Genomic DNA, 24,562 nt, shown 5'->3' with positions numbered 1-24,562 from the left:
GGGGCCGGGTGAGCCGGGCCCCAGAGCCGCGCCCGCGGTTCCCTGAGGCCCCGGAACCGCACCGAGGCCCCACGGAAGGGAGCGTGGACCTCTTCGGCCCGGGTGTCCCGGGACTAGTACTGGTCCACGAGCCGGTCGAACTGGGTGGTCGTGTGGCGCAGATGGGCCACCAGCTCGTCCCCGACCTTGGGCTCCTGCGCGTCCGCGGGGATGAAGAGGATGGAGACCTGCATGTGCGGAGGCTCCGCGAACCAGCGCTGCTTGCCCGCCCAGACGAAGGGCGACAGATTGCGGTTCACGGTGGCCAGACCCGCCCGGGCGACGCCCTTGGCACGCGGCATGACGCCGTGCAGGGCCTTCGGCGCCTCCAGACCGACCCCGTGGGACGTACCGCCGGCGACGACGACCAGCCAGCCGTCGGACGCGGCCTTCTGCTGGCGGTAGCCGAAGCGGTCGCCCTTGGTGACAGGGGTGACGTCGAGGACGGAGCCGCGGTACTGGGTCGCCTCGTGGTCGCCGAGCCACAGCCGGGTGCCGATCCGCGCACGGAAGCGGGTCTGCGGGAACTGCTGCTGAAGCCGCGCCAGTTCCTCGGCACGCAGATGGCTCACGAACATCGTGTGCAGCGGCAGTCTGGCGGCCCGCAGCCGGTCCATCCAGCCGATGACCTCCTCGACCGCGTCCGAGCCGTCCGTGCGGTCCAGCGGCAGATGCAGCGCGAACCCCTCGAGGCGGACGTCCTCTATGCCCGAGTGCAGCTGGGCCAGGTCCTGTTCGGAGACGCCGTGGCGCTTCATGGAGCTCATGCACTCGATGACGACCCGCGCACCGACCAGCGCGTGCACCCCGTCGACCGAGGAGACCGAGCGGACGACCCGGTCCGGCAGGGGCACGGGCTCCTCCCCACGCCGGAAGGGCGTGAGGACGAGCAGGTCACCGCTGAACCAGTCCTTGATCCGAGCGGCCTCGTAGGTCGTGCCCACGGCCAGCATGTCCGACCCGAAGCGGGTCGTCTCCTCGGCGAGCCGCTCGTGACCGAAGCCGTAGCCGTTGCCCTTGCAGACCGGGACGATGCCGGGGAACTGGTCGATCACCGACTTCTGGTGCGCCCGCCAGCGCGCGGTGTCGACATAGAGGGAGAGCGCCATGGCCGGGACCGGGACCTTTCTCGGGGGTCAGGTGTGTGTCGGTATGTCGGACGTGCGAGATGTCGGACGTGCGAGCGATATCTCGGATGTACGAGCGAGCCTACGGAATGATCAGCGGCGCGACATATAGATGTCGAGCGCCTTGTGCAGCAGCTTGTTGAGCGGGAAGTCCCACTCGCCCACGTACTCGACGGCCTCGCCGCCGGTGCCGACCTTGAACTGGATCAGACCGAAGAGATGGTCCGTCTCGTCCAGGGAGTCACTGATGCCGCGCAGGTCGTAGACCGTGGCGCCCATGGCGTAGGCGTCGCGCAGCATGCGCCACTGCATCGCGTTCGAGGGCCTGACCTCGCGGCCGATGTTGTCGGATGCGCCGTAGGAGTACCAGACGTGGCCTCCGACGACGAGCATCGTCGCGGCGGACAGGTTCACACCGTTGTGCCGTGCGAAGTACAGGCGCATGCGGTTCGGGTCCTCGTTGTTGAGCACCGTCCACATGCGCTGGAAGTACGAGAGCGGGCGGGGCCGGAAACGGTCGCGCACCGCCGTGATCTCGTAGAGCCGCTGCCACTCGGCGAGGTCGTCGTAGCTTCCCTGGACGACCTCGACGCCGGCCTTCTCGGCCTTCTTGATGTTGCGCCGCCACAGCTGGTTGAAGCCCTTGAGGACGTCGTCGAGCGACCGGTTGGCCAGCGGCACCTGGTAGACGTAGCGGGGCTGGACGTCACCGAAGCCGGCACCGCCGTCCTCGCCCTGCTGCCAGCCCATCTTGCGCAGCCGGTCCGCCACCTCGAAGGCGCGCGGCTCGATGTGGGTCGCCTGGACGTCACGCAGCCGCTTCACGTCGGGGTCCTGGATGCCGGCCTTGATGGCGGGGGCGTCCCAGCGCCGGATGACCACCGGCGGGCCCATCTTCACCGAGAAGGCGCCCTGGTTCTTGAGGTGGGCGAGCATCGGCTGGAGCCAGTCCTCCAGATTGGGGGCGTACCAGTTGATCACCGGGCCCTCGGGCAGGTACGCGAGGTACCGCTTGATCTTGGGCAGCTGGCGGTAGAGGACGAGACCCGCACCGACGAGGTCACCGTTCCTGTCGAACCAGCCGAGGTTCTCGGAGCGCCACTCCGTCTTGACGTCCGCCCACGCAGGGACCTGGCAGTGACTCGCCGACGGCAGGCTCTGGATGTACGCCAGATGCTGCTCTCGGCTGATGGTCCTCAAGGTCAGGCTCATGCGGGGCGCTCCTCGGCAGGTGTGTCCCCATCGGTACAGGGGCTCCGGCTCTCGCCGGAAGCCTACTGGGCCAAGACAGCGCCCCGCGTGGTCGCGGGGGCGGAGAAAGTGGAGCTGACGTGGGACGGATGGGACCCAGTACAGACCCAGTGCCGCGTCAGTCAAGGTTTGCCCGTCAAGGAGTGGCGTCCGGTGCATGGGGTCTCCCCAGGCCCTCGGGGGCCGAGGGGAAGCATCGCAAGGCGCCGGATCGACCTCGTAGTGGGCTTACGCGGTTGATTCGGCAACGCCGCGAGGTGCCGTGCCGGGCGTCGCGACGGGGCGAACCTTGGCTGACGCGGCACTAGTAGCCGATCAGACCGCCGAAGAGACCGCCGCGTGCCATGCCGAGGAAGAAGCCGACGCCCGCTGCGCCCAGTCCGATGATGGTGACGAAGCGCTCGCGGGTCGTGACGGAGATGAACTGACCGTAGCCACCGGTCAGGATCCCGAGCAGACCGGTCCACGAGGCGAGCAGATGCAGGAAGTCGAACTGGGCCGTCACGAACGACACGAGACCCAGAACCAGGGTGGCCACCATCAGGGTGTCCTGGAGCGGATGGGGCTTGCCGTCCGTGGCGAAGAGGGAGCCTGTGGGGTTCGATCGCATTGTCTGTGCCATGAAGCACCTCCTGGCGGTCCCGCGTTGGCGGAGGGCGGCGCACTGTGACGCCGCCCACACCCGATGCGTACAGGGTGCAGCCGTGGGCCACCGGATTTCAACCGGAAGCGGGTGTGCGGGTACTGTGTACCGTCGCACCGATGTCTGCCCAGGCCAGTACTCGGATTCTCGGTTCTCGAGACCGATTGTCAGTGGCTCCTGATTTACTCGTAGACATCGATGCTCACGCATCACGACCCTCCTGCCACGGAACGACCGTGGCCGCTGAGTCCAAAGGAGGTGGGTTCCACATGCGTCACTACGAGGTGATGGTCATCCTCGACCCCGATCTCGAGGAGCGTGCTGTCTCCCCGCTGATCGAGAACTTCCTCTCCGTCGTCCGTGAGGGCAGCGGAAAGGTGGAGAAGGTCGACACCTGGGGCCGTCGTCGTCTCGCTTACGAGATCAAGAAGAAGCCCGAGGGCATCTACTCGGTCATCGACCTGCAGGCCGAGCCTGCGGTCGTCAAGGAGCTCGACCGCCAGATGAACCTGAACGAGTCGGTCCTCCGGACCAAGGTCCTCCGTCCCGAAACCCACTGAGCATCCGCTCAGAGGTTATCGGGATCGAGTAGCAGCAAGCAGCCAGAAGCAATCCCGCCGAGAGGTTCACCCATGGCAGGCGAGACCGTCATCACGGTCGTCGGCAATCTCGTCGACGACCCCGAGCTGCGCTTCACCCCGTCCGGTGCGGCGGTCGCGAAGTTCCGCGTCGCGTCCACTCCCCGCACCTTCGACCGCCAGACCAACGAGTGGAAGGACGGCGAGAGCCTGTTCCTCACCTGCTCCGTCTGGCGTCAGGCGGCGGAGAACGTCGCCGAGTCGCTCCAGCGAGGCATGCGCGTCGTCGTGCAGGGCCGGCTGAAGCAGCGGTCGTACGAGGACCGCGAGGGCGTCAAGCGCACGGTCTACGAGCTGGACGTCGAGGAAGTCGGCCCCAGCCTCAAGAACGCCACGGCCAAGGTCACCAAGACCACCGGCCGTGGTGGCCAGGGCGGCTACGGCGGCGGCGGCCAGCAGGGTGGCGGTAACTGGGGCGGCGGCCCCGGTGGCCAGCAGCAGGGCGGCGGTGCTCCCGCCGACGACCCCTGGGCCACCAGCGCGCCGGCCGGCGGCCAGCAGCAGGGCGGCGGCAGCGGTGGCAGCTGGGGCGGCGGCTCCGGCGGCGGCTACTCGGACGAGCCTCCCTTCTAGGGGCCGGTCCTTTCGGACGACCCCGGGGCAGCTCGTACCCCCACTTCTTGATCACACAGGAGATACACCATGGCGAAGCCGCCTGTGCGCAAGCCGAAGAAGAAGGTCTGCGCATTCTGCAAGGACAAGACCGCGTACGTGGACTACAAGGACACGAACATGCTGCGGAAGTTCATTTCCGACCGTGGCAAGATCCGTGCCCGTCGCGTGACCGGCAACTGCACGCAGCACCAGCGTGACGTCGCCACGGCCGTCAAGAACAGCCGTGAGATGGCGCTGCTGCCCTACACGTCCACCGCGCGCTAAGGGAAGGGTGACCACGACATGAAGATCATCCTCACCCACGAGGTCTCTGGCCTCGGCGCTGCCGGCGACGTCGTCGACGTCAAGGACGGTTACGCTCGCAACTACCTGGTCCCGCGTGGTTTCGCGATCCGCTGGACCAAGGGTGGCGAGAAGGACGTCGCGCAGATCCGCCGCGCTCGCAAGATCCACGAGATCGCGACCATCGAGCAGGCCAACGAGATCAAGGCCAAGCTCGAGGGCGTCAAGGTGCGCCTGGCCGTTCGCTCCGGCGACGCCGGCCGCCTGTTCGGCTCCGTCACCCCGGCTGACATCGCTTCGGCGATCAAGTCCGCCGGTGGCCCGGATGTCGACAAGCGTCGTGTTGAGCTCGGTTCGCCGATCAAGACCCTGGGCTCGCACCAGGTGTCCGTGCGTCTGCACCCTGAGGTCGCCGCGAAGCTCGGCGTCGAGGTTGTCGCCGCCTGAGCGACTGCTCGTAGAGCCTGAGAGGGCCGCATCCGTTGGGGTGCGGCCTTCTCGCTTTTCCCTCTGGCTTTCCTGTGCGTTGTTTCCCGTGCCGGCTGTGCCGAGGCCGTTTCACGTGAAACGTGAGTCGAAGGTTCAAAGGGTGCGGGGAGTCAGGAGCGCATGGCTGATGCCGATGCTCCTCAGCGGGTCGCTCCCGTCACCATCCACCTGCCGGAGCGGGCCCGGAGCCACAGGGTCAGCATGCGGACGGTCATCATCAGCGTCATGGCCCACCAGAGCGCGGTCAGTCCGCCGCCGAGGGCGGGAACGAGCAGAGCGGCGGGAGCGAAGACCGCCAGGGGCACCAGCATCGCCGCTGCCAGATAACGACCGTCGCCGGCGCCCATCAGTACGCCGTCCAGGACGAACACCACTCCGGCCACCGGCTGGCAGAGCGCCACCACCAGCAGTGCCGGCAGCAGGGTGTCATGGACGGCCTGGTCGCCGGAGAACAACGGGATGAAGAGGGGACGGGCCACCACGATCGAGGCGCCCAGCACCACGCCTGAGACGATCCCCCACCGCACCATGCGGCGGCACATCTGGTGTGCGCCTTCGGTGTCCTCGGCGCCCAGATAACGGCCGATGATCGCCTGGCCGGCGATGGCGATCGCGTCCAGGGCGAAGGCCGTGAGGGTCCAGAGGGAGAGGATGATCTGGTGTGCGGCAATCTCGGTGTCGCCGAGACGGGCCGCCACGGCAGTCGCGATCATCAGGACGGCGCGCAGGGAGAGTGTGCGGACCAGCAGGGGGACTCCCGCCCGGGCGCTGGCTCGTATCCCCGCGGCATCGGGCCGCAGCGTGGCGCCGTGACGCCGGGCTCCCCGAACGACGACCAGGAGATAAGCGGTGGCCATACCGCACTGGGCGAGCACGGTGCCCCAGGCGGACCCGGCGATGCCGAGCCCGGCACCGTAGACGAGCGCGGCGTTGAGACCCGCATTGGCGGCGAAGCCCGCGATGGCGACATAGAGCGGGGTGCGGGTGTCCTGGAGGCCGCGCAGCACCCCTGTGGCGGCCAGGACGACGAGCATCGCGGGTATGCCGAGGCTGGATATGCGCAGATACGTCGTGGCGTACGGGGCAGCGGTGTCGGAGGCACCGAAGAGCTCGACCAACCAGGGAGCGGTGGGCAGGACGACGGCGATGACGGCGGCGCCCAGCACCAGCGCGAGCCAGATCCCGTCCATGCCCTGACGGATGGCGGCGCTCGGCTCGCCCGCTCCGACGCGTCGCGCGACCGCGGCAGTGGTGGCGTAGGCGAGAAAGACGAACAGGCTCACCGCGGTCATCAGCAGCGCGGAGGCGACCCCCAGGCCGGCGAGCTGGGGGGTGCCGAGATGGCCCACGACGGCGCTGTCGACCATCAGGAAGAGCGGCTCGGCGACGAGGGCGCCGAACGCCGGTACGGCGAGCGCGACGATCTCGCGGTCGTGTTGCCGGCGGCCGGTCGACGGCGCCACGGGAGCCTGAGTCATGCGCTCAATCTAATCTTCCACAGGTAAGAGATGCAAAGCGCTTCTGGTCATTACCAAGGGGTGAGACGCGCCTTCTGCTGTGCGCCGTTTGTTCTGATCTTGGTCTGGCTGGGAAAGTTTTTCTCCCCCACAGCCGGTGGATGGAAAACATGCAGGTCAGAGGTGCTTCTCTGGAGAGGCCGTCTTGTTGTCCACAGTGCTGTCCCCCGGTCCGTGCACAGGTTGCGCCCGGTTCTCCACAGCATCTGGTCCCTCGTCCACATGGCCTGTGGATAACCAGATTGGCTGACGGTGCCCGCAGCCCTAACGTGGACCGGCGCCCGACGCGCCGGAGGCGGAGTCGGGCGGTTCGTTTTGTCAGTGGCGTGCCGTAAGAAAGAGGGCACGGTGAGGTCCGTTGAGCGGACAGGAGGAGGCGGCCGGTGACCATTCCCGAGCCCCTGGACGAGCCCTGGGCCGACGTCGGTCCGGGGGCCCGTCTGCCCGTCTCCCGCCCGCGCCGTGGCGAGGGCCGTGGCCGGGGCCGCGAGGAGCAGCACGAGCGCGGCCACGAGAGCGGGCCCTGGGACGACGGAGCTCCTGGCGGGTTCGAGCGGGTGCCGCCGCAGGACCTCGACGCCGAGCAGTCCGTCCTCGGCGGCATGCTGCTCTCCAAGGACGCCATCGCGGACGTCGTCGAGATCATCAAGGGCCATGACTTCTACCGGCCCGCACACGAGACCGTCTTCCAGGCGATCCTCGATCTGTATGCCAAGGGCGAGCCGGCCGACCCCATCACGGTCGCGGCGGAGCTGACCAAGCGCGGTGAGATCACCCGGGTCGGCGGAGCCTCGTATCTGCACACCCTCGTCCAGTCGGTGCCGACCGCGGCCAACGCGTCGTACTACGCGGAGATCGTCCATGAGCGGGCGGTGCTGCGCAGGCTCGTGGAGGCGGGCACGCGCATCACCCAGATGGGATACGCCGCCGACGGGGACGTCGACGAGATCGTGAACTCGGCGCAGGCGGAGATCTACGCCGTCACCGAGCAGCGCACCAGCGAGGACTATCTGCCGCTCGCCGACATCATGGAGGGCGCGCTCGACGAGATCGAGGCGATCGGCTCACGCAGTGGCGAGATGACGGGCGTCCCGACGGGCTTCACCGACTTCGACTCCCTCACCAACGGTCTGCACCCCGGCCAGATGATCGTCATCGCCGCCCGTCCCGCGATGGGCAAGTCCACGCTGGCGCTGGACTTCGCCCGCGCCGCGTCGATCAAGAACAATCTGCCCAGCGTCATCTTCTCCCTCGAGATGGGCCGCAACGAGATCGCGATGCGCCTGCTGTCCGCCGAGGCGCGGGTGGCGCTGCACCACATGCGCTCCGGCACGATGACCGACGAGGACTGGACCCGCCTGGCGCGCCGGATGCCCGACGTCTCCCAGGCGCCGCTCTACATCGACGACTCCCCGAACCTGTCGATGATGGAGATCCGCGCCAAGTGCCGCCGCCTCAAGCAGCGCAACGATCTGAAGCTCGTCGTCATCGACTACCTCCAGCTGATGCAGTCCGGCGGTTCCAAGCGGGCGGAGAGCCGTCAGCAGGAGGTCTCGGACATGTCCCGTAACCTCAAGCTGCTGGCCAAGGAACTCGAGGTCCCGGTGATCGCGCTCTCCCAGCTGAACCGTGGCCCCGAGCAGCGCACGGACAAGAAGCCGATGGTCTCCGACCTGCGTGAATCCGGCTCCATCGAGCAGGACGCGGACATGGTCATCCTGCTGCACCGTGAGGACGCCTACGAGAAGGAGTCGCCCCGTGCCGGCGAGGCGGACCTGATCGTGGCCAAGCACCGAAACGGTCCGACGGCGACCATCACGGTCGCCTTCCAGGGCCACTACTCACGCTTCGTGGACATGGCGCAGACATAAGGTCCGTGCACCTCAGGGTGCGGCACCACGGTGCGCGCGCCATGCCGCTGTTCCGACACTCGCGACCCATACCCGAGACCGGTGCCCATGACCGGCACCGAGGGCGTGAGACCGTGCTCAGAGCATCAGCTTGAAGCCCACGTGGGAGGCCTCGAAGCCGAGGCGTTCGTAGAAGCGGTGGGCGTCGACGCGGCTGGTGTCGCTCGTCAGCTGCACCAACTGGCAGTTCTGCCTGCGGGATTCGTCGACGGCCCATCCGATGAGCTGGGTGCCGAGGCCGCTGCCGCGCTCGTCGGCGTGGATGCGTACGCCCTCGATGATCGAGCGGGTCGCGCCCTGCCGGGACAGGCCGGGCATCAGGGTGAGCTGGAGGGTGCCGACGACGTGGCCCTGCCGTTCGGCCACGACGAGATGCTGGTTGGGGTCGTCCGCCAGCCGCTCGAAGGCGGAGAGGTACGGAGTGAGATCGTCCAGGGACTCGCGCCCGGCACCCAGAGGGTCGTCCGCGAGCATGGCCACGATGGCAGGGATGTCGCCGGCGGACGCGGGCCTTATCTGAAGATCGCTCATGATCCCCAGCTTAGGGGCGTCCCTGCGGGAGACCCGATGTCCGGACGCGCGAAGCCCTATGGGGTTGCCGGAAGGTGCAGCTCTTCGAGCGTTCTGACCAGAGGCGCGAGTTCCGGGTTCTTGGCTGCCTCGTCGAGCGCCGCGCGCAACGCGGTGTCGTTCGTCGGCCGTGCCTCGGCGAGCAGGGCCAGGCCCGCCTCCGTGACATCGGTGTAGATGCCGCGACGATCCGTGACGCAGAGATAGCGGCTGAGCAGTCCGCGGTCCTCCAGCCGGCTGACCAGGCGGGTGGTGGCGCTCTGGCTGAGGACGACGGCGTCGGCGACCTGCTTCATCTGGAGATGCCCACCCGGCCCGTTGTGCTGGCGGCTGAGGACGTCGAGCAGGGAGTACTCGCGCACGCTCAGGTCGTGCGCGGCCTGCAGGACCCGCTCGAGGTGGGCTTCGATCCGGCCGTGCAGCAGGGAGAGGGCGCACCAGCCCTGGGCGAGGGCGGTGAGTGCGGGGTCCGTGGTCGTCATCGGTCTCTCCGTGGGTTGTCCGGTGGCCCGGGAGCGCCATGGGGCGGGGCGGGTCCGCCGGCACCGCGCCTCCGGGCGTATCGCCAGGATAGACGATCCTTGCAATAGCCCGCGCTTGCAAGTAATCGGCGTCTGCAATTATTGTGGACGCTCGTAAGGCGCAGATGCAATCTTCCCGGAAGGTGTGACACCCATGCCGCTCGCGCTCCTCGCCCTGGCCATCGGGGCATTCGGTATCGGCACCACCGAGTTCGTGATCATGGGACTGCTGCCCGAGGTCGCGGACGACTTCCAGGTGTCCATTCCGACCGCCGGCTATCTCGTCACGGGCTACGCCCTCGGCGTCGTCATCGGCGCTCCCCTGATGACGGTCCTGGGGACGAAGGTCTCCCGTAAGCGCATGCTGATGGTGCTCATGGGGCTGTTCATCGCCGGGAACGTGATCTCCGCCGTGGCTCCGGTCTTCGGTGTGATGCTCGCGGGCCGTTTCGTGGCGTCGCTCGCGCACGGCGCCTTCTTCGGTATCGGCTCGGTGGTCGCCGCAGATCTGGTCGCCCCGGAGAAGAAGGCCGGCGCCATCGCCACGATGTTCACCGGTCTGACCGTCGCGAATGTCGTGGGTGTCCCCCTGGGGACCTTCATCGGCCAGAGCATCGGCTGGCGTACGACGTTCCTCGTCGTCGCGGCACTGGGTGTGCTGGGCCTCGCGGGCGTGGCGAGGCTGGTGCCGGAACAGCCCCGGCCCGAAGGGGTGCATCTGCGGCATGAGCTCGGTGCTTTCCGCAATGTGCAGGTCCTGCTGGCCATGGCGATGACCGTGCTGGGCTTCGGCGGTGTCTTCGCCGCCCTCACCTACATCACGCCGATGATGACCGAGGTCGCGGGTTTCGCAGGCTCCTCGGTGACATGGCTGCTCGTGCTCTTCGGCCTCGGCATGGTGGGCGGCAATCTGGTCGGAGGGAAGTTCGCGGACCGGGCGCTGATGCCTTTGCTGTACGTGTCGCTCGGAGCACTCGCGCTGGTGCTGGCGCTGTTCACGCTGACCGCCCACAACAAGATCGCGGCAGCGGTGACCATCGTCCTCATCGGCGGTCTGGGTTTCGCCACCGTGCCGCCGCTGCAGAAGCGGGTCCTGGACCAGGCGTCCAGTGCCCCGACGCTGGCATCGGCCGTCAACATCGGCGCCTTCAACCTCGGCAACGCGCTCTCAGCCTGGCTGGGCGGACTGGTGATCGCGGCAGGGCTGGGCCTCACCGCTCCGAACTGGGTCGGTGCCGTACTCGCCGCGTCGGCGCTGGGACTCGCCGTCCTGTCCGCCGCTCTGGAGCGAGGTGCCGGCCGCCGGGGCAGCAGGATCGCGGCCGGGGCACCGGGGAAGTCGCGGGCGGCCTCCATGGTCCGTCACTGAGCGAGCCCGCCCCCGGCAGAGGCTCAGCCCGCGGCGACCGTCAGCGGCGCGAAGCGACGGCTCCTGTCACCGGGGAGCTCCCCGGCACCCCGGAGCATCACGGTGTTGAAGGCCACCGTCGACAGCCCGCACGCCTTCAGCCAGTCGAGCAGTTCCCCATGGTGTACGTCGATGTCCGTACGCAGCGGCCGGTCACTGCCCGCCGCCAACGAGGCGACCAGAGCTTTCGCGGTGTCGGTGTCACGAGCGATGAGCGGGCCCACCACATGGGTCTCCATATTGGGCCAGGCCGCCGCATAGCCCGTGAGGACACCGTCGGACTCCGCGACCCTCAGCTGGTCGGCGAAAGCGGGAAGCCTGGTGATCACATGCGTGCGATCCAGGCCGAAGACCTCGGCATCCAGACGCAGGATTCCGGGAAGGTCCTCCGCGGTCGCCGGCCGGGTCAGGGCCCGTGGCGCCGGTCCGGTGAGATGGAAGGGGCCCCGGACCATTTCGGCGCTGCCGACGGTCCCATAGCCCAGGCCTTCGTACAGCGGACGGCCGTACGGCGTGGCGTGCAGGGTGAGCGGTGTGTCACCGGCCTCCGCCATGATGTGCCTCATCAGGCGCCGCCCCACACCCTGGCGGGCGAACCGTTCGGCCACGAGCACCATGCCGACGGCGTCGAGTCCGCCCCGCTGCCCTGGCCCCGGCCCGTAACGCGTCACGACGCAGGCGGTGACGAGTCCCTTTCCGGAAGGGTCGTCGATGCCGTACCCGGTCCCCGCGGCCAGCAACAGCCCCCATTTGTGTTCCTCGCGAGGCCAGCCGCGATCCTCCGAGAGATCGGCGCAGGAGGTCAGGTCTGCCTTGGTCAGACGCCGGATGGGGAGTTCGCCGAGCGGTGTTGACATAGGGTCAGGCTGTCGGACGGGGTGATCGCTCGTCCAGCGCTTTACCGGAACTGGCCAAGACCCGAAGACGACGACCGCGTTGTGTCATGCCCCAGGGCTTGAGGACCGAGATCGCCGTCATGAAGAGGTACGCGGACAGGGACACGATCGGGGCCGCCAGCAGACCGGAAGGGTCGGTCACCGGTTCCCCGGCCGCAGCCTCGGCCGCGGCCGTGTTCACCCCGGGCCGCAACAGGAATGCGGTCAGCGCCGTGGTGATCAGCGTCAGCCAGAACTTGGTCCAGACCCAGCGATACCGGGCAAGGCCCCAGGGCGTGCCCAGCGACAGCACCACACCGCTGCCGAGGGTCAGCAGGGCGACCGGGATCATCAGCCAGTCGGCGAAGACGGCCATGGAGCGGTAGGAGGCCTCGGCCACATCGGCGGATCCGGAGGAGACTGCCGCGGCGCTCAGCCCGAGAAGGCCCAGGGCGAGCCCGAGCCAGCCCGCCGACGCGCAGACATGGACGACGAGGACGGTCCGTCGTGCGGGGCGCTTGAGTGGTTTCACGTGAAACACGTTGCCGCCGAAGCAGGATTTCTCGCGTCTGACGGCGGGAGTATCCGCGTGTACGAGCCTCGGCGTAGTCGAGCGCCAAGCGTCTCATTCCGCAGGTGACCTGGAGAGGAAGGCCGGGAATCCGCTTGGTACGGGGTCCGGGGCGATGCGCGGTGTTCGCGTGGCGGAAGACGATTCCGTATCCGGTGCACCCCGTGTGGTCACCGTGCACCGTTGCGGTGACGGTGAATGCAGACCATCATCTGTCCCGGCTCGCCATACGCGCACAGAGGGAATGATCTGTCGGAGGCGTGCGGAACTGGTGTGAAACTGCTGGCGGTTCGGGGGGAGAGCGGACCCGGGCTTGGGCGAGCCGCGCTATGGACATGGGGGGCAAGGCAGCCTAACGGGAGAACGGGCGTGGATACGCGGACTTTCCGTTGTTTGTCCCCGTGGGCGTAGCTGCCTGGCATGCTGCGGCGAAGGTGTTGCGGGCAGTGTCACAATTCCGTCCCCCTCGTCCCGATTCCCTCTACGGCAAAGGTTAGTGTGGGCCGGCAGTGCTCTTGAGACAGAGCGGGGGAATTGAGGCACGTTCCGGGTCAGCGGAAGTGCGTAGACCGACCGAAAGATGCTCGAGGCGAGGCACACAATGGACGCTCCGGCCACCACGTCGGCGGACAACGGCACTTCAGGCGAGAACGGTGAGAGCGGCGGGGGTGACTGGTTCACCCGTCGTAAGCGAGCCGCCGGCCACCCGGAACCGCATACGGACGGCGATGCCGCAGGAGAGGGCGGCGAGGGCCCAGCCCAGCCGGCTCGTCCCGTGGCGGCGATACGGCCCGTCGGGACCGGAGCCGAACGAGCCGCGGCGATGCCACCGTACGGCCCTCCGGCTCACGGCGAGCAGACGGTGCCCGGCGACCGGGTGCCCCAGGCCCGGGGCTTCCACACCCCCCTGCCCCCGCCGCTCGGCCCCGAGGGCATATCCCGCCCAGCGGCCGTTCCGGAGGCCGGCGCGACCCTCCCCGGCGGCACACAGGATGCCCATGCGTCGCCGGACGCCATCCTGGTGCGGCAGACCCTGGCGGAGATAGCCCCCGTCGCGGACAAGGTCACTTCCTACTTCTATGCGCTGCTCTTCGTGCGGCATCCCGAACTGCGTGCGCTCTTCCCCGCCGCGATGGACACCCAGAGGGATCGTTTGCTCAAGGCCCTTCTCACGGCGGCGGAGCACATGGACAACACCGCGGTGCTCGTCGACTACCTCAGGCACCTCGGTCGCGGGCACCGCAAGTACGGCACCCAGCCCGCGCACTATCCCGCCGTCGGAGAAGCCCTCATCGGCGCGCTGAGCCGCTATGCCACGCTCGGCTGGAACGCCGAGGTCGAAGCCGCCTGGGTCCGTACGTACACGACGATCTCTCAGGTCATGATCGACGCAGCAGCGGAGAACGAGCGGCACGCGCCGGCCTGGTGGCATGCCGAGGTCGTCTCGCACGACCTCAGGACCTCCGACATCGCGGTCGTCACCGTCCGCCCGGACCAGCCGTATCCCTTCCTGGCCGGCCAGTACACAAGTCTGGAGACGCCGTGGTGGCCGCGGGTGTGGCGGCACTACTCGTTCGCCGGTGCCCCGCGGGCCGACGGGCTGCTGTCCTTCCACGTCAAGGCCGTCCCCGCCGGCTGGGTCTCGAACGCGCTCGTCCACCACGCCCGCCCCGGCGATGTGCTGCGTCTCGGTGCGCCCGCGGGGTCCATGACCGTGGACCACTCCACCGACAGCGGGCTGCTGTGTCTGGGCGGCGGCACCGGAATAGCCCCGATCAAGGCGCTGGTCGAGGACGTCGCGGAGCACGGCGAGCACCGTCCCGTGGAGGTGTTCTACGGGGCGCGCAGCGATCACGACCTCTATGACATCGACACGATGCTGCGGCTCCAGCAGAGCCATCCCTGGCTCCATGTGCGTGCGGTCGTCGACGGCAGGACCCAGCTGCCGGACGCGGTGCGCGAGTACGGCCCGTGGAACGAGTACGACGCCTATCTCTCCGGACCGATCGGCATGATCCGCAGTGGTGTGCACGCTCTCCGGGGAGTCGGGATTCCCTTCGAGCGGATCCGTCATGACTCCCTCGAAGATCTTGTCGCGGCGGCCGAGTAGCCCCGCACCGCGTCCGGCCGGGGCGGCGTGACGCACGGGTGCGGAGCCGTCCGTTCGCCTGTCCCGTGCGGATCGTCCCGTTCGGTCCGCACGTCCGGAACCGCACATCGGGCCGGGTCAGCCGAGATCCGGAGCGTGCATCGCGCGCACGCCCTCGATGTTGCCGTCCAGGTAGTGCCGCAGGGACAGCGGCACGAGATGGACGGCGGCGATGCCGACGCGGCTGAAGGGCACGCGGACGATCTCGTACTCGCCGCAGGGATCGTCCACCTCGGGACCATGGCGCCGTGACTCGTCCATCGACACCAGCCTGCAGACGAAGAAGTGCTGGACCTTCACGCCCGCGACCCCTCCGTCCACGATGTGCTCGACGGTGTCGACGAAGCAGGGCACCACATCGACGATCTTGGCACCGAGTTCCTCGTCCACTTCCCGGTGCAGTGCGTCGACCACGGTGGCGTCGGAGGGCTCGACCCCGCCGCCCGGAGTGACCCAGTACGGATTCAGGCCCGGCTTGGTGCGCTTGATCAGGACGAGAGCGTCGCCGTCGAGCAGGATGGCGCGTGCGGTGCGCTTGACCACTGGCCGTTCGGTCATGGCAAGAGAGTGGCCCACCGCACCCATTCTGAAACTCTCATCCACCCTGCCATCGCTCGGTGTCACCCCGCGTTCACAGCACCGTGACCGTGAACGCCACTGTGACCGCCACGCCATGGCGACCGGCATGACCGCCGGCCGTCCTGCCACCGTCACCAGCCGGCCGCGGCCCGCATCAGTGTGTCGTGGGCACGGGCGATGTGCGGCAGCGCGAGGGTGCCCGCGCGGACGACGAGGAAGTACGTACGCAGCGGTGGCACATCGGGCTCGAGCAGCGCCACGATCCGACCGCTCTCCAGATCGCGCTCGCACAGATAGCGCGGCAGTACGGCGAGTCCGGCTCCGGACGCCGCGGACTCCCTGACCGCCCGGAGATCCGGTGCGATGACGGTCGCCGCCGCGGCCGGACGGCTGTCGAAGACGGCGGACCAGTACCGGGAGACGAAGGGCAGGGATTCATGCACCTCGACCACCGGCAGCTGCTCGAGCACCAGGGAGTCCTTGTCCCGCAGCAGCTCGGGGCCCAGCCGTGCCGCCCAGCGGGGCGCGGCGACGAGGACGTGCTCCTCGTCGCAGAGCGGAGTCGCGGTGAGCAGTCCCCCGCGAGGACGGGCCGTCGCGATGGCCAGATCGTGATGTCCGGCCGCGAGCCCTTCGAGGGCCTCCTCGGCGCTTCCCGCGAAGGATGTCCGCAGCGCGAGGCCCTGCGCGGTCAGCGCGGTGAGCGCCGGAAGCACTCTCAGCGAGGTGAACTCGGGCGGTCCTGCCAGGTGGAGGGTGCGGATTTCCGACTCGTCGTCGAGCCCGGCCTCGGCGATCTCGACGAGGGCGTCCAGATGCGGGGCGGCCCGGTGCGCGAGCTCGTCGCCGACGGTCGTGGGGGTGACGCCACGAGCCCTCCGCAGGAAGAGCGGCCGTCCCAGCTGGCGCTCCAGGGTACGGATCTGGCTGGTCACCGCGGGCTGGGAGAGTCCGAGCAACGCGGCGGCGCGGGTGAACGAGCCGGCCCGGTGCACCGTCACGAATGTGCGCAGCAAGGCCAAGTCCATCGTCCAACTATAAATAAGTCGATAGGTCGCTGTCGTTGGTGTGATTGGACACTGACGCAGAGTCAACTAGCCTTGTTCGGGCGGTTATCCGCGGCGGAACGGGACGGTCCGAGCCATGAGGGGGGAGGCTCGGACCGTCCCCTTTCGAGAGCCCACGCGTACCCTCCGCAGTCTCCGCACCATGCGCCCCGGTCTTGGTGGGGGGCCTTCGTCTCTCAGCGCGCCGCCGCGTCCAGCGCGTGCCGTACGTCCGCCACCAGATCCGCCGTGTCCTCCGCACCCGCCGAGAAGCGGATGAAGCCTTCGGGTACGGCGTCACCGCCCCATCTCCCCCGGCGTTCGGCACTGGAGCGGACGCTTCCGAAGCTTGTCGCGTCGTCGACGAGACGCAGCCGGGCCAGGAAGCGCTCGGCGTGGGCCCGGTCGGGGAGAGTGAAGGAGACGACCGAGCCGAATTGCTGCATCTGGGTCGCCGCGACGGGGTGCGAGGGGTCGTCGGGCAGCCCGGGGTAGCGCAGCCCGCTCACCTCGGCGCGCACTTCCAGGGCCCGGGCGACGGCGAGCGCGTTCGCGCACTGGCGGTCCATCCGCAGCTGCAGTGTGGACAGCGAGCGATGCGCGAGCCAGGCCTCCATCGGACCCGGGATCGCGCCGACGATCTTGCGCCAGCGCCTCACCCGCGCCGCTGCCCCGGCGTCGCGGCAGACCACATAGCCGAGCAGCAGATCGCCGTGGCCCGTGAGGCCCTTGGTGCCGCTGGCCACGGCGAAGTCGGCGCCGAGCGCCAGCGGGCGCTGGCCGAGCGGGGTCGCCAGGGTGTTGTCGACGGCAACCAGGGTCCCGCCGGAGTGTGCCGCGGCCACCAGCCGTCGTACGTCGCAGACATCGAGTCCGGGGTTGGACGGGGTTTCGATCCACAGCAGCTTCGCACCGTCGAGCACGGCCAGTTGTGCGTCGCCGCCCGTCGGGGCCGTACGGACCTCGACACCGTAGGCCTCGAGCTGCTCGCGTACCAGGGCCAGCGCCTGGTAGCCGTCGGCGGGGAGCACCACCGCGTCGCCCGCCCGGACATGGGACAGCAGCACCGCGGAGATCGCCGCCATTCCGGACGCGAAGACGACGGTCTCGACACCCTGCGCGGCATCGGTCGCGACACCGCTCGCGGTGCTGCCTGCGGTGTCGGGTCCGCCGGCTTCCGGTGCCTCGAGTTCACCGATGGCACGCTCAAGCAGCGTCCAGGTCGGGTTGTCGTCGCGCCCGTAGGCGTACGGTCCCGTCGGCTCGCCGGGCAGGTGGTAGTGGGCGGCGAAGACGGGGCCGGGCAGCGCCGGTTCGTGCTTCTTCGCCTCGGGGAGGCCCGCTCGCACCGCCCTGGTGCCTTCGCCCAGGGCCACCGGGACCGCCGGTTCGTTCCAGCCGGGAACCGGCCGGTGGTCTTCCGGACCCGGTCCGGTGTGCGTCGTCGGCCCGTCGTTCATGCCGCCCGCTCCTCAACAGCGCTCCGTACGGCGTCGAGCAGCCCTTCGCTCGCCGCCTCCACCATCTCCAGGCACTCCTCGAACCCGTCCATACCGCCGTAATAGGGGTCGGGTACATCGAGACCGCCCAGGGCGGCCGGATCGTAGGAGCGCAGCAGCCGCACCTTGGCGGCGTCGGCCCGTGTGGGGGCGAGCCGTCGCAGCTCGCGCAGATGCCCCTCGTCGAGGGCGATCACCAGATCCAGCCGGGCGAACCAGGAGGCCCGGAACTGCCGGGCCACATGCCCGGACGCGTAGCCGTTCGCCGTCAGGACCGCGGCGGTCCGGTGGTCGGCGCCGTCGCCCTCGTGCCAGCCACCGGTGCCGGCGCTGTCCACCGCGACGAGGCCGCCGAGTCCGGCTTCCTCGACGTGAGCGCGGAACACGGACTCGGCCATGGGCGAGCGGCAGATGTTGCCCGTACAGACGAAGCAGACGGAGAAGGCGGCGGGGGAGCGGGACATGGGGTGCTCAGTCCTTGTCGTCGGGCAGCACGACGTTCAGTGCCCACGACACGATCGAGATGACGAGGCCGCCCAGCACCGCTGTCCAGAAACCGTCGACATGGAAGCCGAGGTCCAGCTTGCCGGCGAGCCATGAGGTCAGCAGCAGCATAAGGGCGTTGATCACCAGCGTGAACAGCCCGAGGGTGAGGATGAAGAGCGGGAGTGTGAGCAGTTTGGCGACCGGCTTGACCAGGAAGTTCACCAGTCCGAAGAGCAGCGCGACGAGGACCAGTGTCAGGGCCTTTGCGCCGGTGCTGTCTCCGGTGAGTGTTATGTCGTGGATGATCCAGATCGCCACGGCGAGAGCCCCGGCGTTGGCGAGCGTCTTGACTACGAAATTCTTCATGTGTCTGATCGTGGCAGACGAGATCGGGACAAGTGCAGGGGCAGACAGGCGATGAAGTCATTCCGACTGGACGAACTGGAGGCGGAGCGCACCGCCAACGACGGGGCGTATCTGCAGTTCCTGCGCGAAAGGAACATGTCGGCCGGGCTCTACGCGCTGAACGCCGGCGAACTGGACCCCCAGCAGCCGCACGGTCAGGACGAGATCTACTTCGTGGTCAGCGGCCGTGCCTCGATCACGGTCGGGACGGAGACGACACAGGTCGGGCGGGGAAGCGTGGTCTACGTCCCGGCCGGTGTGCCCCACAAGTTCCACCAGATCACCGAGGACCTGCGGGTCCTCGTCGTGTTCTCTCCCCCTGAAAGCTGACCCTGCCCAAAAAGGCCCCTAGGGGTCGCTTCAGGGGAGTTCAAGGGCTGCGGAGGCCCCGCCGGCCCTCCTGGCACCCCTAGCATCGAAGGCAGTCGGGCAACGTGCCGGGACGACTCAGGGAAACGAGGTAAGGACGATGGCGGTGCGGGAGATATTGGCGGGGATGCCCTGGTGGGTGAAGTGGGTTGCGATCCCTTTGATCGCCCTCCTGGTATTCGGCGGGGTGATCGCGAGCGTGATCGGATTCGTCATCGGACTGCTCTTCAAGGTGCTGGTGTTCGCGGCGCTCGTCGGTGGGCTCGTTTACGTCGTACGGAAGTTCATGAGCTCCTCGTCGTCATCGCGCAGCGAGTGGTAGCGCGTCCGCACATTAGCCCGCCCGAGGGAACGGTGAACGTGAAACCATACGGCCGAACGGGGGCTGCCATTAGAGTGGCAGGCGTCTGCCGGTCCCTGGGAATCGTGGGCCCACGATCGCAGTGAGCAGCGGTTTGCGGGACTTCCTCGGCTGTTTCGGTGGGTGAATCCAGGCGGTCCGGACCCACCCCGAGGGAGCGCGGCGGGCGCGCGGGGGCGGCCCCCGCGGGCGGGCATGCCGCCCGTCACCACGCTCGGGGGTGACCTTTGGCTCCAGCGACACCGACGGCTTCTGCCTCTGCCCTCCCTCCTCCGGTGCGTGCCGCACCGGCCCCCGAACCGGCGCCGTCCGCGGATCCGGATAGGTCCGCGGTGTCCGCTGGCCCGGTGACCGTGGCCCCGGCGCCCCCCACGCTGATCGGCTCGGTGCAGCGCGCCTTGCGGCTGCTCGAGGCCGTGGGCTCCCATGCGGCCGGCGCCCCAGCCAAAAAACTGGCACGTGAAGCCGGCCTGCCCCTGCCCACCGCGTACCACTTGCTGCGGACCCTCACGCACGAGGGATATCTCCGGCGTGAGGAGGGGGTGTTCTTCCTCGGCGAGGCGGCTGTACGGCTCGCGGCCGGGGGTGCGCTGCAGAATCGTCGCGACGGGAACGGGGAGGCACCGGTCCGCCGGCCCGGCGCAACGGGCGCGCACGACTGCTTCGCCGTCTGCCCCGTATCCGGGACCGAGATCGTGGCCTACTCGGCAGCAGTCCCCTGACCTTCCCCTGACGTCTCTTCGCCGGGCCACCACGGTCACTGACGTCCGTGGCGTCCCCGAACGCCCCGCGCCGCGATCACGCGCGATGCGACCGGACGCACATATAAGCGGGGAAGGAATAGGAATATGCGCTGGGCACGTCTTGGACGGCCCTTGCCTTCGTGGAGCCGACCGGCGTCCGGCGCGTCTCTGCGGCGCCCTTCCCAGGTTTCACCGGGAGAAACGACGCCGCCGACAGGGCGCGAGGTCGTGCGCCGGATCGAAAGGCCGATCAACGCACGCCTGGTCTCTATCAGTATCTGAAAAATCACTCCTTGTGATCTCCCGGTGTGTGCAGCACGATGGCGGGCAAGAGGGCCGAGTCAGAGCATTCCTTGGCCGTTTTCTTCTACTGCGGGGTACTGATGCGAGAGTCGGTTCGGGCCGAGGTCCTGATGAGCTTCCTGGTCTCCGAGGAGCTCTCCTTCCGGATCCCGGTGGAGCTCCGATATGAGACGGGCGATCCGTATGCAGTCCGGATGACCTTCCACCTGCCCGGCGACGCGCCTGTGACCTGGGCCTTCGCTCGTGAACTGCTTCTGGACGGCATCAACGGACCCAGTGGCGACGGTGATGTCCGCATCGCGCCGACCGACCCGGACGGGGTGTCCGACGTCTCCATCCGGCTCCAGGTCGGCGGCGAACGGGCCCTGTTCCGGGTGAGTGCCGCGCCCCTGATCGCCTTCCTCGACCGTACGGACAAGCTGGTCCCGCTCGGACAGGAGTGCACGCTCGGCGACTTCGACGAGCATCTGGAGGCGACGCTCGGACGCATCCTCGCGGAGGAGAACGCCGGCTGAGTACCGCGGGGAAGGACCGAAGGCGGGGAACCACCGCCTGAGGAACGCCTGTTGAGGACCGCCGATAGGGCGCGCCCCGTCATGTCCGGCGCCGACGGCCCTTTCCCCTGCGTGCCGGTGCCGCGCTGCCCGTGCTGCCCGCGCCGACCGTGGCGACGCCGATCGTGACACCTGCGCCGACCGTGACACCCGGGCGGTCGGCGGAGACCACCAGAGCCGCCAGCGCGGTGGTGAGCGGCACCGCAGCGACCAGGCCGATCGATCCCACCAGCGTCCGTACGATCTCCTCGGCCACCAGTTCACTGTTGGCCACGGTCCCCACACCGGACTGCGCGACCGAGAAGAGCAGCAGGAGCGGCAACGACGCGCCCGCATAGGCGAGTACGAGCGTGTTGACGACCGACGCGATGTGGTCCCGGCCGATCCTGATCGCCGACTGGTACAGCCGGCGCGGACCCATCGTGGGATCCGCCTGGTGCAGCTCCCACACCGCGGAGGTCTGCGTCACCGTCACATCGTCGAGTACACCCAGCGAACCGATGATCACGCCCGCGAGCAGCAGACCGGACAGGTCGATCTCCGGGTAGAGACCGTGGATCAGACCGGTGTTGTCGTCCGTGTTCCCGCTCAGCGACGCCCATCCGATGAACAGCGAGCCCAGCAACCCGATCAGCAGCAAGGAGATCAGGGTGCCGAGCACGGCGACCGAGGTACGGGCGGACACGCCATGACACAGATAGAGCGCGACCAGCATGATGGCGCTCGCCCCGACGACCGCCACGACCAGCGGATTCGAGCCCTGCAGAATCGCGGGCAGGATGAACAGGGTCAGCAGCGCGAAGCTCACGGCCAGCGCGATCAGCGCCATCACCCCACGCATCCGCCCGACCAGGACGACGGCCAGGGCGAAGATCCCGGCGAGCACCGCCATGGGGACCTCACGGTTCACATCGGACACCGAGTACTGCAGATCCCGCGGGGCGTCGGGCGCGTACGCCACCACCACCCCCTGTCCCGTGCGCAGTTGACGCGGGGCATCGGGCTGCACGATCTCGGCGAACGTACGGCCTTTGTCCTTGCCGGTCGTGACCTCGACGGTGGCCTTCCCGCACGTGCCCCGCTGCGAGTTGCCCGCCTCACGGCGCTCGGGGGGCGAGGTGTCACCGGTCGGCACCTGCGACGCGTTCACGTCCTTGCAGTCGACCTGGACGACCTTCACCACCCTCCCCTCCTCGGTCTGCCGGTCGAAACCGACACCGGTGCGTTCGTGCCCCGGCGAACCCCCCGGCCACAGCACGACGAGACCGGCCACGACGGCGGCGGCGAAGGGGATCACCACCGCGGCGATGACCCTCCGCAGATGACGGGAGACGGGCGCCGCGGGACCGTGCCCATGACTGTGCGCATGACCGTGGCCGTGCTCGGCGGCACCGTGGTCCCGCCCGCCGTCGCCGGCCGTCTGGTCGTCGGGTACGGGAGGTTGCTGCGAGGAGGTCACCGGCTGATCATCCCAACAACGAAGGGGGCCCACTGTTCAGCACGCCCGACGGGGCGCTAGCGTGGTGACACCTTTGCACACGCGGGAGCTCGGAGCACCGGGCTGAGAGGGCGCTGACCTTCGTACTCCGTACGGGACAGCTGCGCCGACCGCCGAACCTGTTACCGGGTAATGCCGGCGTAGGGAGTAGGTCACGATGACCGTTCAGGACACACGCATGCCTGCCTCCGGCCCGAACGAGGGCGAGGGGAGCGGGAAGTCCATCGGCTGGCACAAGGCGTACGTCGAGGGTTCACGCCCCGACATCCGGGTGCCGGTCCGGCAGGTGCACCTCACCAATGGCAAGGACGTGACCCTGTACGACACGTCCGGACCGTACACCGACCCGCAGACCGAGACCGATGTCCGCCGTGGACTGGTGCCGTTGCGCGAGAACTGGATCATCGGGCGCGGAGACACCGAGGAGTACGCGGGCCGCCCCGTCCGCCCCGAGGACGACGGGATCAAGCACACCGCGCCGCGAGGCGGGCTGCGCAACCTCGACGCGGTCTTCCCCGGCCGGCCCCGGCAGCCCCGCCGTGGCCGCGGCGGACAGGCGGTGACCCAGCTCGCCTACGCCCGCCGCGGCGAGATCACGCCGGAGATGGAGTTCGTGGCGATCCGGGAGAACGTCTCCCCGGAGGTCGTGCGTGACGAGATCGCCGCGGGGCGTGCCGTTCTGCCGGCGAACGTCAACCACCCTGAGATCGAGCCGATGATCATCGGCAAGCGGTTCCTGGTGAAGGTCAACGCCAACATCGGCAACTCCGCCGTGACCTCCTCCATCGAGGAGGAGGTGGAGAAGATGACGTGGGCGACCCGGTGGGGTGCGGACACCGTCATGGACCTCTCCACCGGCCGCAACATCCACACCACCCGTGAGTGGGTGCTGCGCAACTCCCCCGTGCCGATCGGCACCGTGCCGCTCTACCAGGCGCTGGAGAAGGTCGACGGCAAGGCCGAGGAACTCACCTGGGAGATCTACAAGGACACCGTCATCGAACAGGCCGAGCAGGGCGTCGACTACATGACGGTCCACGCCGGTGTGCTGCTGCGGTACGTGCCGCTGACCGCACGCCGCAAGACCGGCATCGTCTCGCGCGGCGGATCGATCATGGCGGCCTGGTGCCTCGCGCACCACAAGGAGTCGTTCCTGTACGAGAACTTCGAGGAGCTCTGCGAGATCCTCGCGGCCTACGACGTGACGTACTCCCTCGGCGACGGGCTGCGGCCCGGCTCGATCGCGGACGCCAACGACGAGGCGCAGTTCGCCGAGCTGAAGACGCTCGGCGAACTGAACAGCATCGCCAAGCGGCACCAGGTCCAGACGATGATCGAGGGCCCGGGACATGTCCCGATGCACAAGATCAAGGAGAACATCGACCTCCAGCAGGAGATCTGCGAGGAGGCGCCGTTCTACACGCTGGGGCCCCTGACGACCGATGTGGCGCCCGCCTACGACCACATCACCTCGGGCATCGGCGCGGCGATGATCGCCTGGTGGGGCACCGCGATGCTCTGCTACGTCACGCCCAAGGAGCACCTGGGCCTGCCGAACCGGGACGACGTCAAGACCGGCGTCATCACGTACAAGATCGCGGCCCATGCCGCGGATCTCGCCAAGGGGCACCCGGGTGCGCAGGAGTGGGACGACGCCCTCTCGGACGCGCGCTTCGAGTTCCGCTGGGAGGACCAGTTCAATCTGGCCCTGGACCCGGACACGGCGCGGGAGTTCCACGACGAGACGCTTCCGGCGGAACCGGCGAAGACCGCGCACTTCTGCTCGATGTGCGGGCCGAAGTTCTGCTCGATGAAGATCAGCAGGAGCATCACCGAGCAGTTCGGCGGTGACGAGCCGGCGGAGTCGGACGAGGCGATCGCCGAGGGCATGCTGCAGAAGTCCAAGGAGTTCGCGGCCTCGGGTAACCGGGTCTATCTGCCGATGGCGGACTGACCGGGACGGACGACCGGCGGCGCGCTGCTCGGAGAGCCGCCGGTCGTCCGCTGTCAGAAGTGCCGTGCTGCCGCGCCACCTGACGGTCATGCGGCGGCGAACAGCCCGTCGACATGGGTCGCCGGGGGAAACCCGGGCCCGGGACGCGGAGTTGCCCCGG

Annotated in this window: 26 protein-coding genes; 12 read left to right on the top strand and 14 right to left on the bottom strand. The window is 68.7% G+C overall.

Going from position 1 to position 24,562, the window contains the following annotated elements:
* Window positions 1–113 precede the first annotated feature (113 nt).
* From ACTWOL_RS18865 to ACTWOL_RS18855, 3 genes are all read right to left on the bottom strand, one after another.
* On the bottom strand, window positions 114–1,148 hold the full coding sequence (locus tag ACTWOL_RS18865; RefSeq protein WP_474297906.1) for an alanine racemase: 1,035 nt from the start codon (window positions 1,146–1,148) through the stop codon (window positions 114–116).
* 111 nt (window positions 1,149–1,259) lie between these two features.
* Window positions 1,260–2,378 (bottom strand): lipid II:glycine glycyltransferase FemX, encoded by a 1,119-nt coding sequence (locus tag ACTWOL_RS18860; RefSeq protein WP_474297905.1) that lies wholly within the window; start codon window positions 2,376–2,378, stop codon window positions 1,260–1,262.
* A gap of 343 nt (window positions 2,379–2,721) precedes the next feature.
* Window positions 2,722–3,039 (bottom strand): hypothetical protein, encoded by a 318-nt coding sequence (locus ACTWOL_RS18855; protein WP_474297904.1) that lies wholly within the window; start codon window positions 3,037–3,039, stop codon window positions 2,722–2,724.
* 290 nt (window positions 3,040–3,329) lie between these two features.
* Here ACTWOL_RS18855 and rpsF point away from each other — a divergent pair, with 290 nt between their 5' ends.
* From rpsF to rplI, 4 genes are all read left to right on the top strand, one after another.
* Entirely contained in the window at window positions 3,330–3,620 is a 291-nt protein-coding gene (gene rpsF, locus ACTWOL_RS18850; RefSeq protein WP_100108075.1) for a 30S ribosomal protein S6, read from the top strand.
* Window positions 3,621–3,692: 72 nt separating this feature from the next.
* Window positions 3,693–4,271, top strand: coding sequence for a single-stranded DNA-binding protein (locus ACTWOL_RS18845; protein WP_474297903.1), 579 nt, complete (start codon window positions 3,693–3,695; stop codon window positions 4,269–4,271).
* 69 nt (window positions 4,272–4,340) lie between these two features.
* Complete coding sequence (gene rpsR / locus ACTWOL_RS18840) at window positions 4,341–4,577, top strand: 30S ribosomal protein S18 (protein WP_005315025.1); 237 nt, start codon at window positions 4,341–4,343, stop codon at window positions 4,575–4,577.
* Window positions 4,578–4,595: 18 nt separating this feature from the next.
* Window positions 4,596–5,042: a 50S ribosomal protein L9 gene (gene rplI, locus ACTWOL_RS18835; RefSeq protein WP_474297902.1), complete on the top strand. Its 447-nt coding sequence runs from the start codon at window positions 4,596–4,598 to the stop codon at window positions 5,040–5,042.
* Between the two features lie 182 nt (window positions 5,043–5,224).
* On the opposite strand, the gene ACTWOL_RS18830 is transcribed toward rplI, so the two are convergent.
* Window positions 5,225–6,562 carry an MATE family efflux transporter gene (locus ACTWOL_RS18830; RefSeq protein ID WP_474297901.1) on the bottom strand — a complete coding sequence of 446 codons (1,338 nt, stop codon included), beginning with the start codon at window positions 6,560–6,562 and terminating at the stop codon, window positions 5,225–5,227.
* A 422-nt stretch (window positions 6,563–6,984) separates the two neighbouring features.
* Between ACTWOL_RS18830 and dnaB the strand changes: the two genes are divergently transcribed.
* Complete coding sequence (gene dnaB, locus ACTWOL_RS18825; RefSeq protein ID WP_474297900.1) at window positions 6,985–8,472, top strand: replicative DNA helicase; 1,488 nt, start codon at window positions 6,985–6,987, stop codon at window positions 8,470–8,472.
* Window positions 8,473–8,589: 117 nt separating this feature from the next.
* Here dnaB and ACTWOL_RS18820 read toward each other — a convergent pair whose 3' ends face one another.
* Window positions 8,590–9,042, bottom strand: coding sequence for an N-acetyltransferase family protein (locus ACTWOL_RS18820; RefSeq protein ID WP_474297899.1), 453 nt, complete (start codon window positions 9,040–9,042; stop codon window positions 8,590–8,592).
* Window positions 9,043–9,098: 56 nt separating this feature from the next.
* Window positions 9,099–9,563: a MarR family winged helix-turn-helix transcriptional regulator gene (locus tag ACTWOL_RS18815; protein ID WP_474297898.1), complete on the bottom strand. Its 465-nt coding sequence runs from the start codon at window positions 9,561–9,563 to the stop codon at window positions 9,099–9,101.
* A 193-nt stretch (window positions 9,564–9,756) separates the two neighbouring features.
* Between ACTWOL_RS18815 and ACTWOL_RS18810 the strand changes: the two genes are divergently transcribed.
* Window positions 9,757–10,971, top strand: a complete 1,215-nt coding sequence (locus ACTWOL_RS18810; RefSeq protein WP_474297897.1) for an MFS transporter — start codon at window positions 9,757–9,759, stop codon at window positions 10,969–10,971.
* 23 nt (window positions 10,972–10,994) lie between these two features.
* Here the strand turns inward: ACTWOL_RS18810 and ACTWOL_RS18805 are convergent, their stop codons facing one another.
* The gene (locus tag ACTWOL_RS18805; RefSeq protein WP_474297896.1) at window positions 10,995–11,867 is read right to left on the bottom strand and encodes a GNAT family N-acetyltransferase; all 873 of its coding nucleotides are present in this window, start codon (window positions 11,865–11,867) and stop codon (window positions 10,995–10,997) included.
* A 4-nt stretch (window positions 11,868–11,871) separates the two neighbouring features.
* Window positions 11,872–12,417, bottom strand: coding sequence for a hypothetical protein (locus ACTWOL_RS18800; RefSeq protein ID WP_474297895.1), 546 nt, complete (start codon window positions 12,415–12,417; stop codon window positions 11,872–11,874).
* A 640-nt stretch (window positions 12,418–13,057) separates the two neighbouring features.
* Here ACTWOL_RS18800 and ACTWOL_RS18795 point away from each other — a divergent pair.
* Window positions 13,058–14,566 carry a globin domain-containing protein gene (locus ACTWOL_RS18795; protein ID WP_474297894.1) on the top strand — a complete coding sequence of 503 codons (1,509 nt, stop codon included), beginning with the start codon at window positions 13,058–13,060 and terminating at the stop codon, window positions 14,564–14,566.
* A gap of 117 nt (window positions 14,567–14,683) precedes the next feature.
* Here the strand turns inward: ACTWOL_RS18795 and ACTWOL_RS18790 are convergent, their stop codons facing one another.
* From ACTWOL_RS18790 to ACTWOL_RS18770, 5 genes are all read right to left on the bottom strand, one after another.
* Complete coding sequence (locus tag ACTWOL_RS18790; protein WP_474297893.1) at window positions 14,684–15,163, bottom strand: NUDIX domain-containing protein; 480 nt, start codon at window positions 15,161–15,163, stop codon at window positions 14,684–14,686.
* A gap of 152 nt (window positions 15,164–15,315) precedes the next feature.
* The gene (locus tag ACTWOL_RS18785) at window positions 15,316–16,212 is read right to left on the bottom strand and encodes a LysR family transcriptional regulator (RefSeq protein ID WP_474297892.1); all 897 of its coding nucleotides are present in this window, start codon (window positions 16,210–16,212) and stop codon (window positions 15,316–15,318) included.
* Window positions 16,213–16,427: 215 nt separating this feature from the next.
* Window positions 16,428–17,690 carry a cystathionine gamma-lyase gene (locus tag ACTWOL_RS18780; RefSeq protein WP_474297891.1) on the bottom strand — a complete coding sequence of 421 codons (1,263 nt, stop codon included), beginning with the start codon at window positions 17,688–17,690 and terminating at the stop codon, window positions 16,428–16,430.
* Window positions 17,687–18,193: a low molecular weight protein-tyrosine-phosphatase gene (locus tag ACTWOL_RS18775; protein WP_474297890.1), complete on the bottom strand. Its 507-nt coding sequence runs from the start codon at window positions 18,191–18,193 to the stop codon at window positions 17,687–17,689. The genes ACTWOL_RS18780 and ACTWOL_RS18775 overlap by 4 nt, the downstream gene beginning before the upstream one ends.
* Before the next feature lie 7 nt (window positions 18,194–18,200).
* Window positions 18,201–18,581 (bottom strand): phage holin family protein, encoded by a 381-nt coding sequence (locus ACTWOL_RS18770; protein WP_474297889.1) that lies wholly within the window; start codon window positions 18,579–18,581, stop codon window positions 18,201–18,203.
* Between the two features lie 51 nt (window positions 18,582–18,632).
* On the opposite strand from ACTWOL_RS18770, the gene ACTWOL_RS18765 reads away from it, so the two are divergent.
* The 4 genes from ACTWOL_RS18765 to ACTWOL_RS18750 all read left to right on the top strand — a co-directional run bounded on the left by ACTWOL_RS18765 (window position 18,633) and on the right by ACTWOL_RS18750 (window position 20,911).
* Window positions 18,633–18,950, top strand: a complete 318-nt coding sequence (locus tag ACTWOL_RS18765) for a cupin domain-containing protein (protein ID WP_474297888.1) — start codon at window positions 18,633–18,635, stop codon at window positions 18,948–18,950.
* Window positions 18,951–19,095: 145 nt separating this feature from the next.
* The gene (locus ACTWOL_RS18760) at window positions 19,096–19,311 is read left to right on the top strand and encodes a DUF5326 family protein (RefSeq protein ID WP_474297887.1); all 216 of its coding nucleotides are present in this window, start codon (window positions 19,096–19,098) and stop codon (window positions 19,309–19,311) included.
* 386 nt (window positions 19,312–19,697) lie between these two features.
* Window positions 19,698–20,072, top strand: coding sequence for a helix-turn-helix domain-containing protein (locus ACTWOL_RS18755; protein WP_474297886.1), 375 nt, complete (start codon window positions 19,698–19,700; stop codon window positions 20,070–20,072).
* A 404-nt stretch (window positions 20,073–20,476) separates the two neighbouring features.
* Entirely contained in the window at window positions 20,477–20,911 is a 435-nt protein-coding gene (locus ACTWOL_RS18750; RefSeq protein WP_474297885.1) for an SsgA family sporulation/cell division regulator, read from the top strand.
* Between the two features lie 79 nt (window positions 20,912–20,990).
* Here the strand turns inward: ACTWOL_RS18750 and ACTWOL_RS18745 are convergent, their stop codons facing one another.
* Complete coding sequence (locus tag ACTWOL_RS18745; RefSeq protein WP_474297884.1) at window positions 20,991–22,409, bottom strand: YibE/F family protein; 1,419 nt, start codon at window positions 22,407–22,409, stop codon at window positions 20,991–20,993.
* 217 nt (window positions 22,410–22,626) lie between these two features.
* Here ACTWOL_RS18745 and thiC point away from each other — a divergent pair, with 217 nt between their 5' ends.
* Window positions 22,627–24,402: a phosphomethylpyrimidine synthase ThiC gene (gene thiC / locus ACTWOL_RS18740; protein ID WP_474301194.1), complete on the top strand. Its 1,776-nt coding sequence runs from the start codon at window positions 22,627–22,629 to the stop codon at window positions 24,400–24,402.
* Window positions 24,403–24,562: the final 160 nt, after the last annotated feature.

Source organism: Micromonospora sp. IBHARD003, from assembly GCF_056106285.1.
The sequence above is the reverse complement of the archived record's forward strand: the minus strand, read 5'-3'. Positions and strand labels throughout refer to the sequence as shown.

Bases quoted from the DNA above. Each gene is read 5' to 3' on its own strand.
- ACTWOL_RS18865 (WP_474297906.1), bottom strand. From the start codon at position 1,148: ATGGCGCTCTCCCTCTATGTCGACACCGCGCGCTGGCGGGCGCACCAG.
- thiC (WP_474301194.1), top strand. From the start codon at position 22,627: ATGCCTGCCTCCGGCCCGAACGAGGGCGAGGGGAGCGGGAAGTCCATC.
- ACTWOL_RS18830 (WP_474297901.1), bottom strand. From the start codon at position 6,562: ATGACTCAGGCTCCCGTGGCGCCGTCGACCGGCCGCCGGCAACACGAC.
- rpsR (WP_005315025.1), top strand. From the start codon at position 4,341: ATGGCGAAGCCGCCTGTGCGCAAGCCGAAGAAGAAGGTCTGCGCATTC.
- ACTWOL_RS18780 (WP_474297891.1), bottom strand. From the start codon at position 17,690: ATGAACGACGGGCCGACGACGCACACCGGACCGGGTCCGGAAGACCAC.
- ACTWOL_RS18815 (WP_474297898.1), bottom strand. From the start codon at position 9,563: ATGACGACCACGGACCCCGCACTCACCGCCCTCGCCCAGGGCTGGTGC.
- ACTWOL_RS18775 (WP_474297890.1), bottom strand. From the start codon at position 18,193: ATGTCCCGCTCCCCCGCCGCCTTCTCCGTCTGCTTCGTCTGTACGGGC.
- ACTWOL_RS18750 (WP_474297885.1), top strand. From the start codon at position 20,477: ATGCGAGAGTCGGTTCGGGCCGAGGTCCTGATGAGCTTCCTGGTCTCC.
- ACTWOL_RS18810 (WP_474297897.1), top strand. From the start codon at position 9,757: ATGCCGCTCGCGCTCCTCGCCCTGGCCATCGGGGCATTCGGTATCGGC.
- ACTWOL_RS18805 (WP_474297896.1), bottom strand. From the start codon at position 11,867: ATGTCAACACCGCTCGGCGAACTCCCCATCCGGCGTCTGACCAAGGCA.
- ACTWOL_RS18770 (WP_474297889.1), bottom strand. From the start codon at position 18,581: ATGAAGAATTTCGTAGTCAAGACGCTCGCCAACGCCGGGGCTCTCGCC.
- ACTWOL_RS18855 (WP_474297904.1), bottom strand. From the start codon at position 3,039: ATGGCACAGACAATGCGATCGAACCCCACAGGCTCCCTCTTCGCCACG.
- ACTWOL_RS18790 (WP_474297893.1), bottom strand. From the start codon at position 15,163: ATGACCGAACGGCCAGTGGTCAAGCGCACCGCACGCGCCATCCTGCTC.
- ACTWOL_RS18765 (WP_474297888.1), top strand. From the start codon at position 18,633: ATGAAGTCATTCCGACTGGACGAACTGGAGGCGGAGCGCACCGCCAAC.
- ACTWOL_RS18795 (WP_474297894.1), top strand. From the start codon at position 13,058: ATGGACGCTCCGGCCACCACGTCGGCGGACAACGGCACTTCAGGCGAG.
- ACTWOL_RS18785 (WP_474297892.1), bottom strand. From the start codon at position 16,212: ATGGACTTGGCCTTGCTGCGCACATTCGTGACGGTGCACCGGGCCGGC.
- ACTWOL_RS18820 (WP_474297899.1), bottom strand. From the start codon at position 9,042: ATGAGCGATCTTCAGATAAGGCCCGCGTCCGCCGGCGACATCCCTGCC.
- ACTWOL_RS18845 (WP_474297903.1), top strand. From the start codon at position 3,693: ATGGCAGGCGAGACCGTCATCACGGTCGTCGGCAATCTCGTCGACGAC.
- ACTWOL_RS18860 (WP_474297905.1), bottom strand. From the start codon at position 2,378: ATGAGCCTGACCTTGAGGACCATCAGCCGAGAGCAGCATCTGGCGTAC.
- rplI (WP_474297902.1), top strand. From the start codon at position 4,596: ATGAAGATCATCCTCACCCACGAGGTCTCTGGCCTCGGCGCTGCCGGC.
- rpsF (WP_100108075.1), top strand. From the start codon at position 3,330: ATGCGTCACTACGAGGTGATGGTCATCCTCGACCCCGATCTCGAGGAG.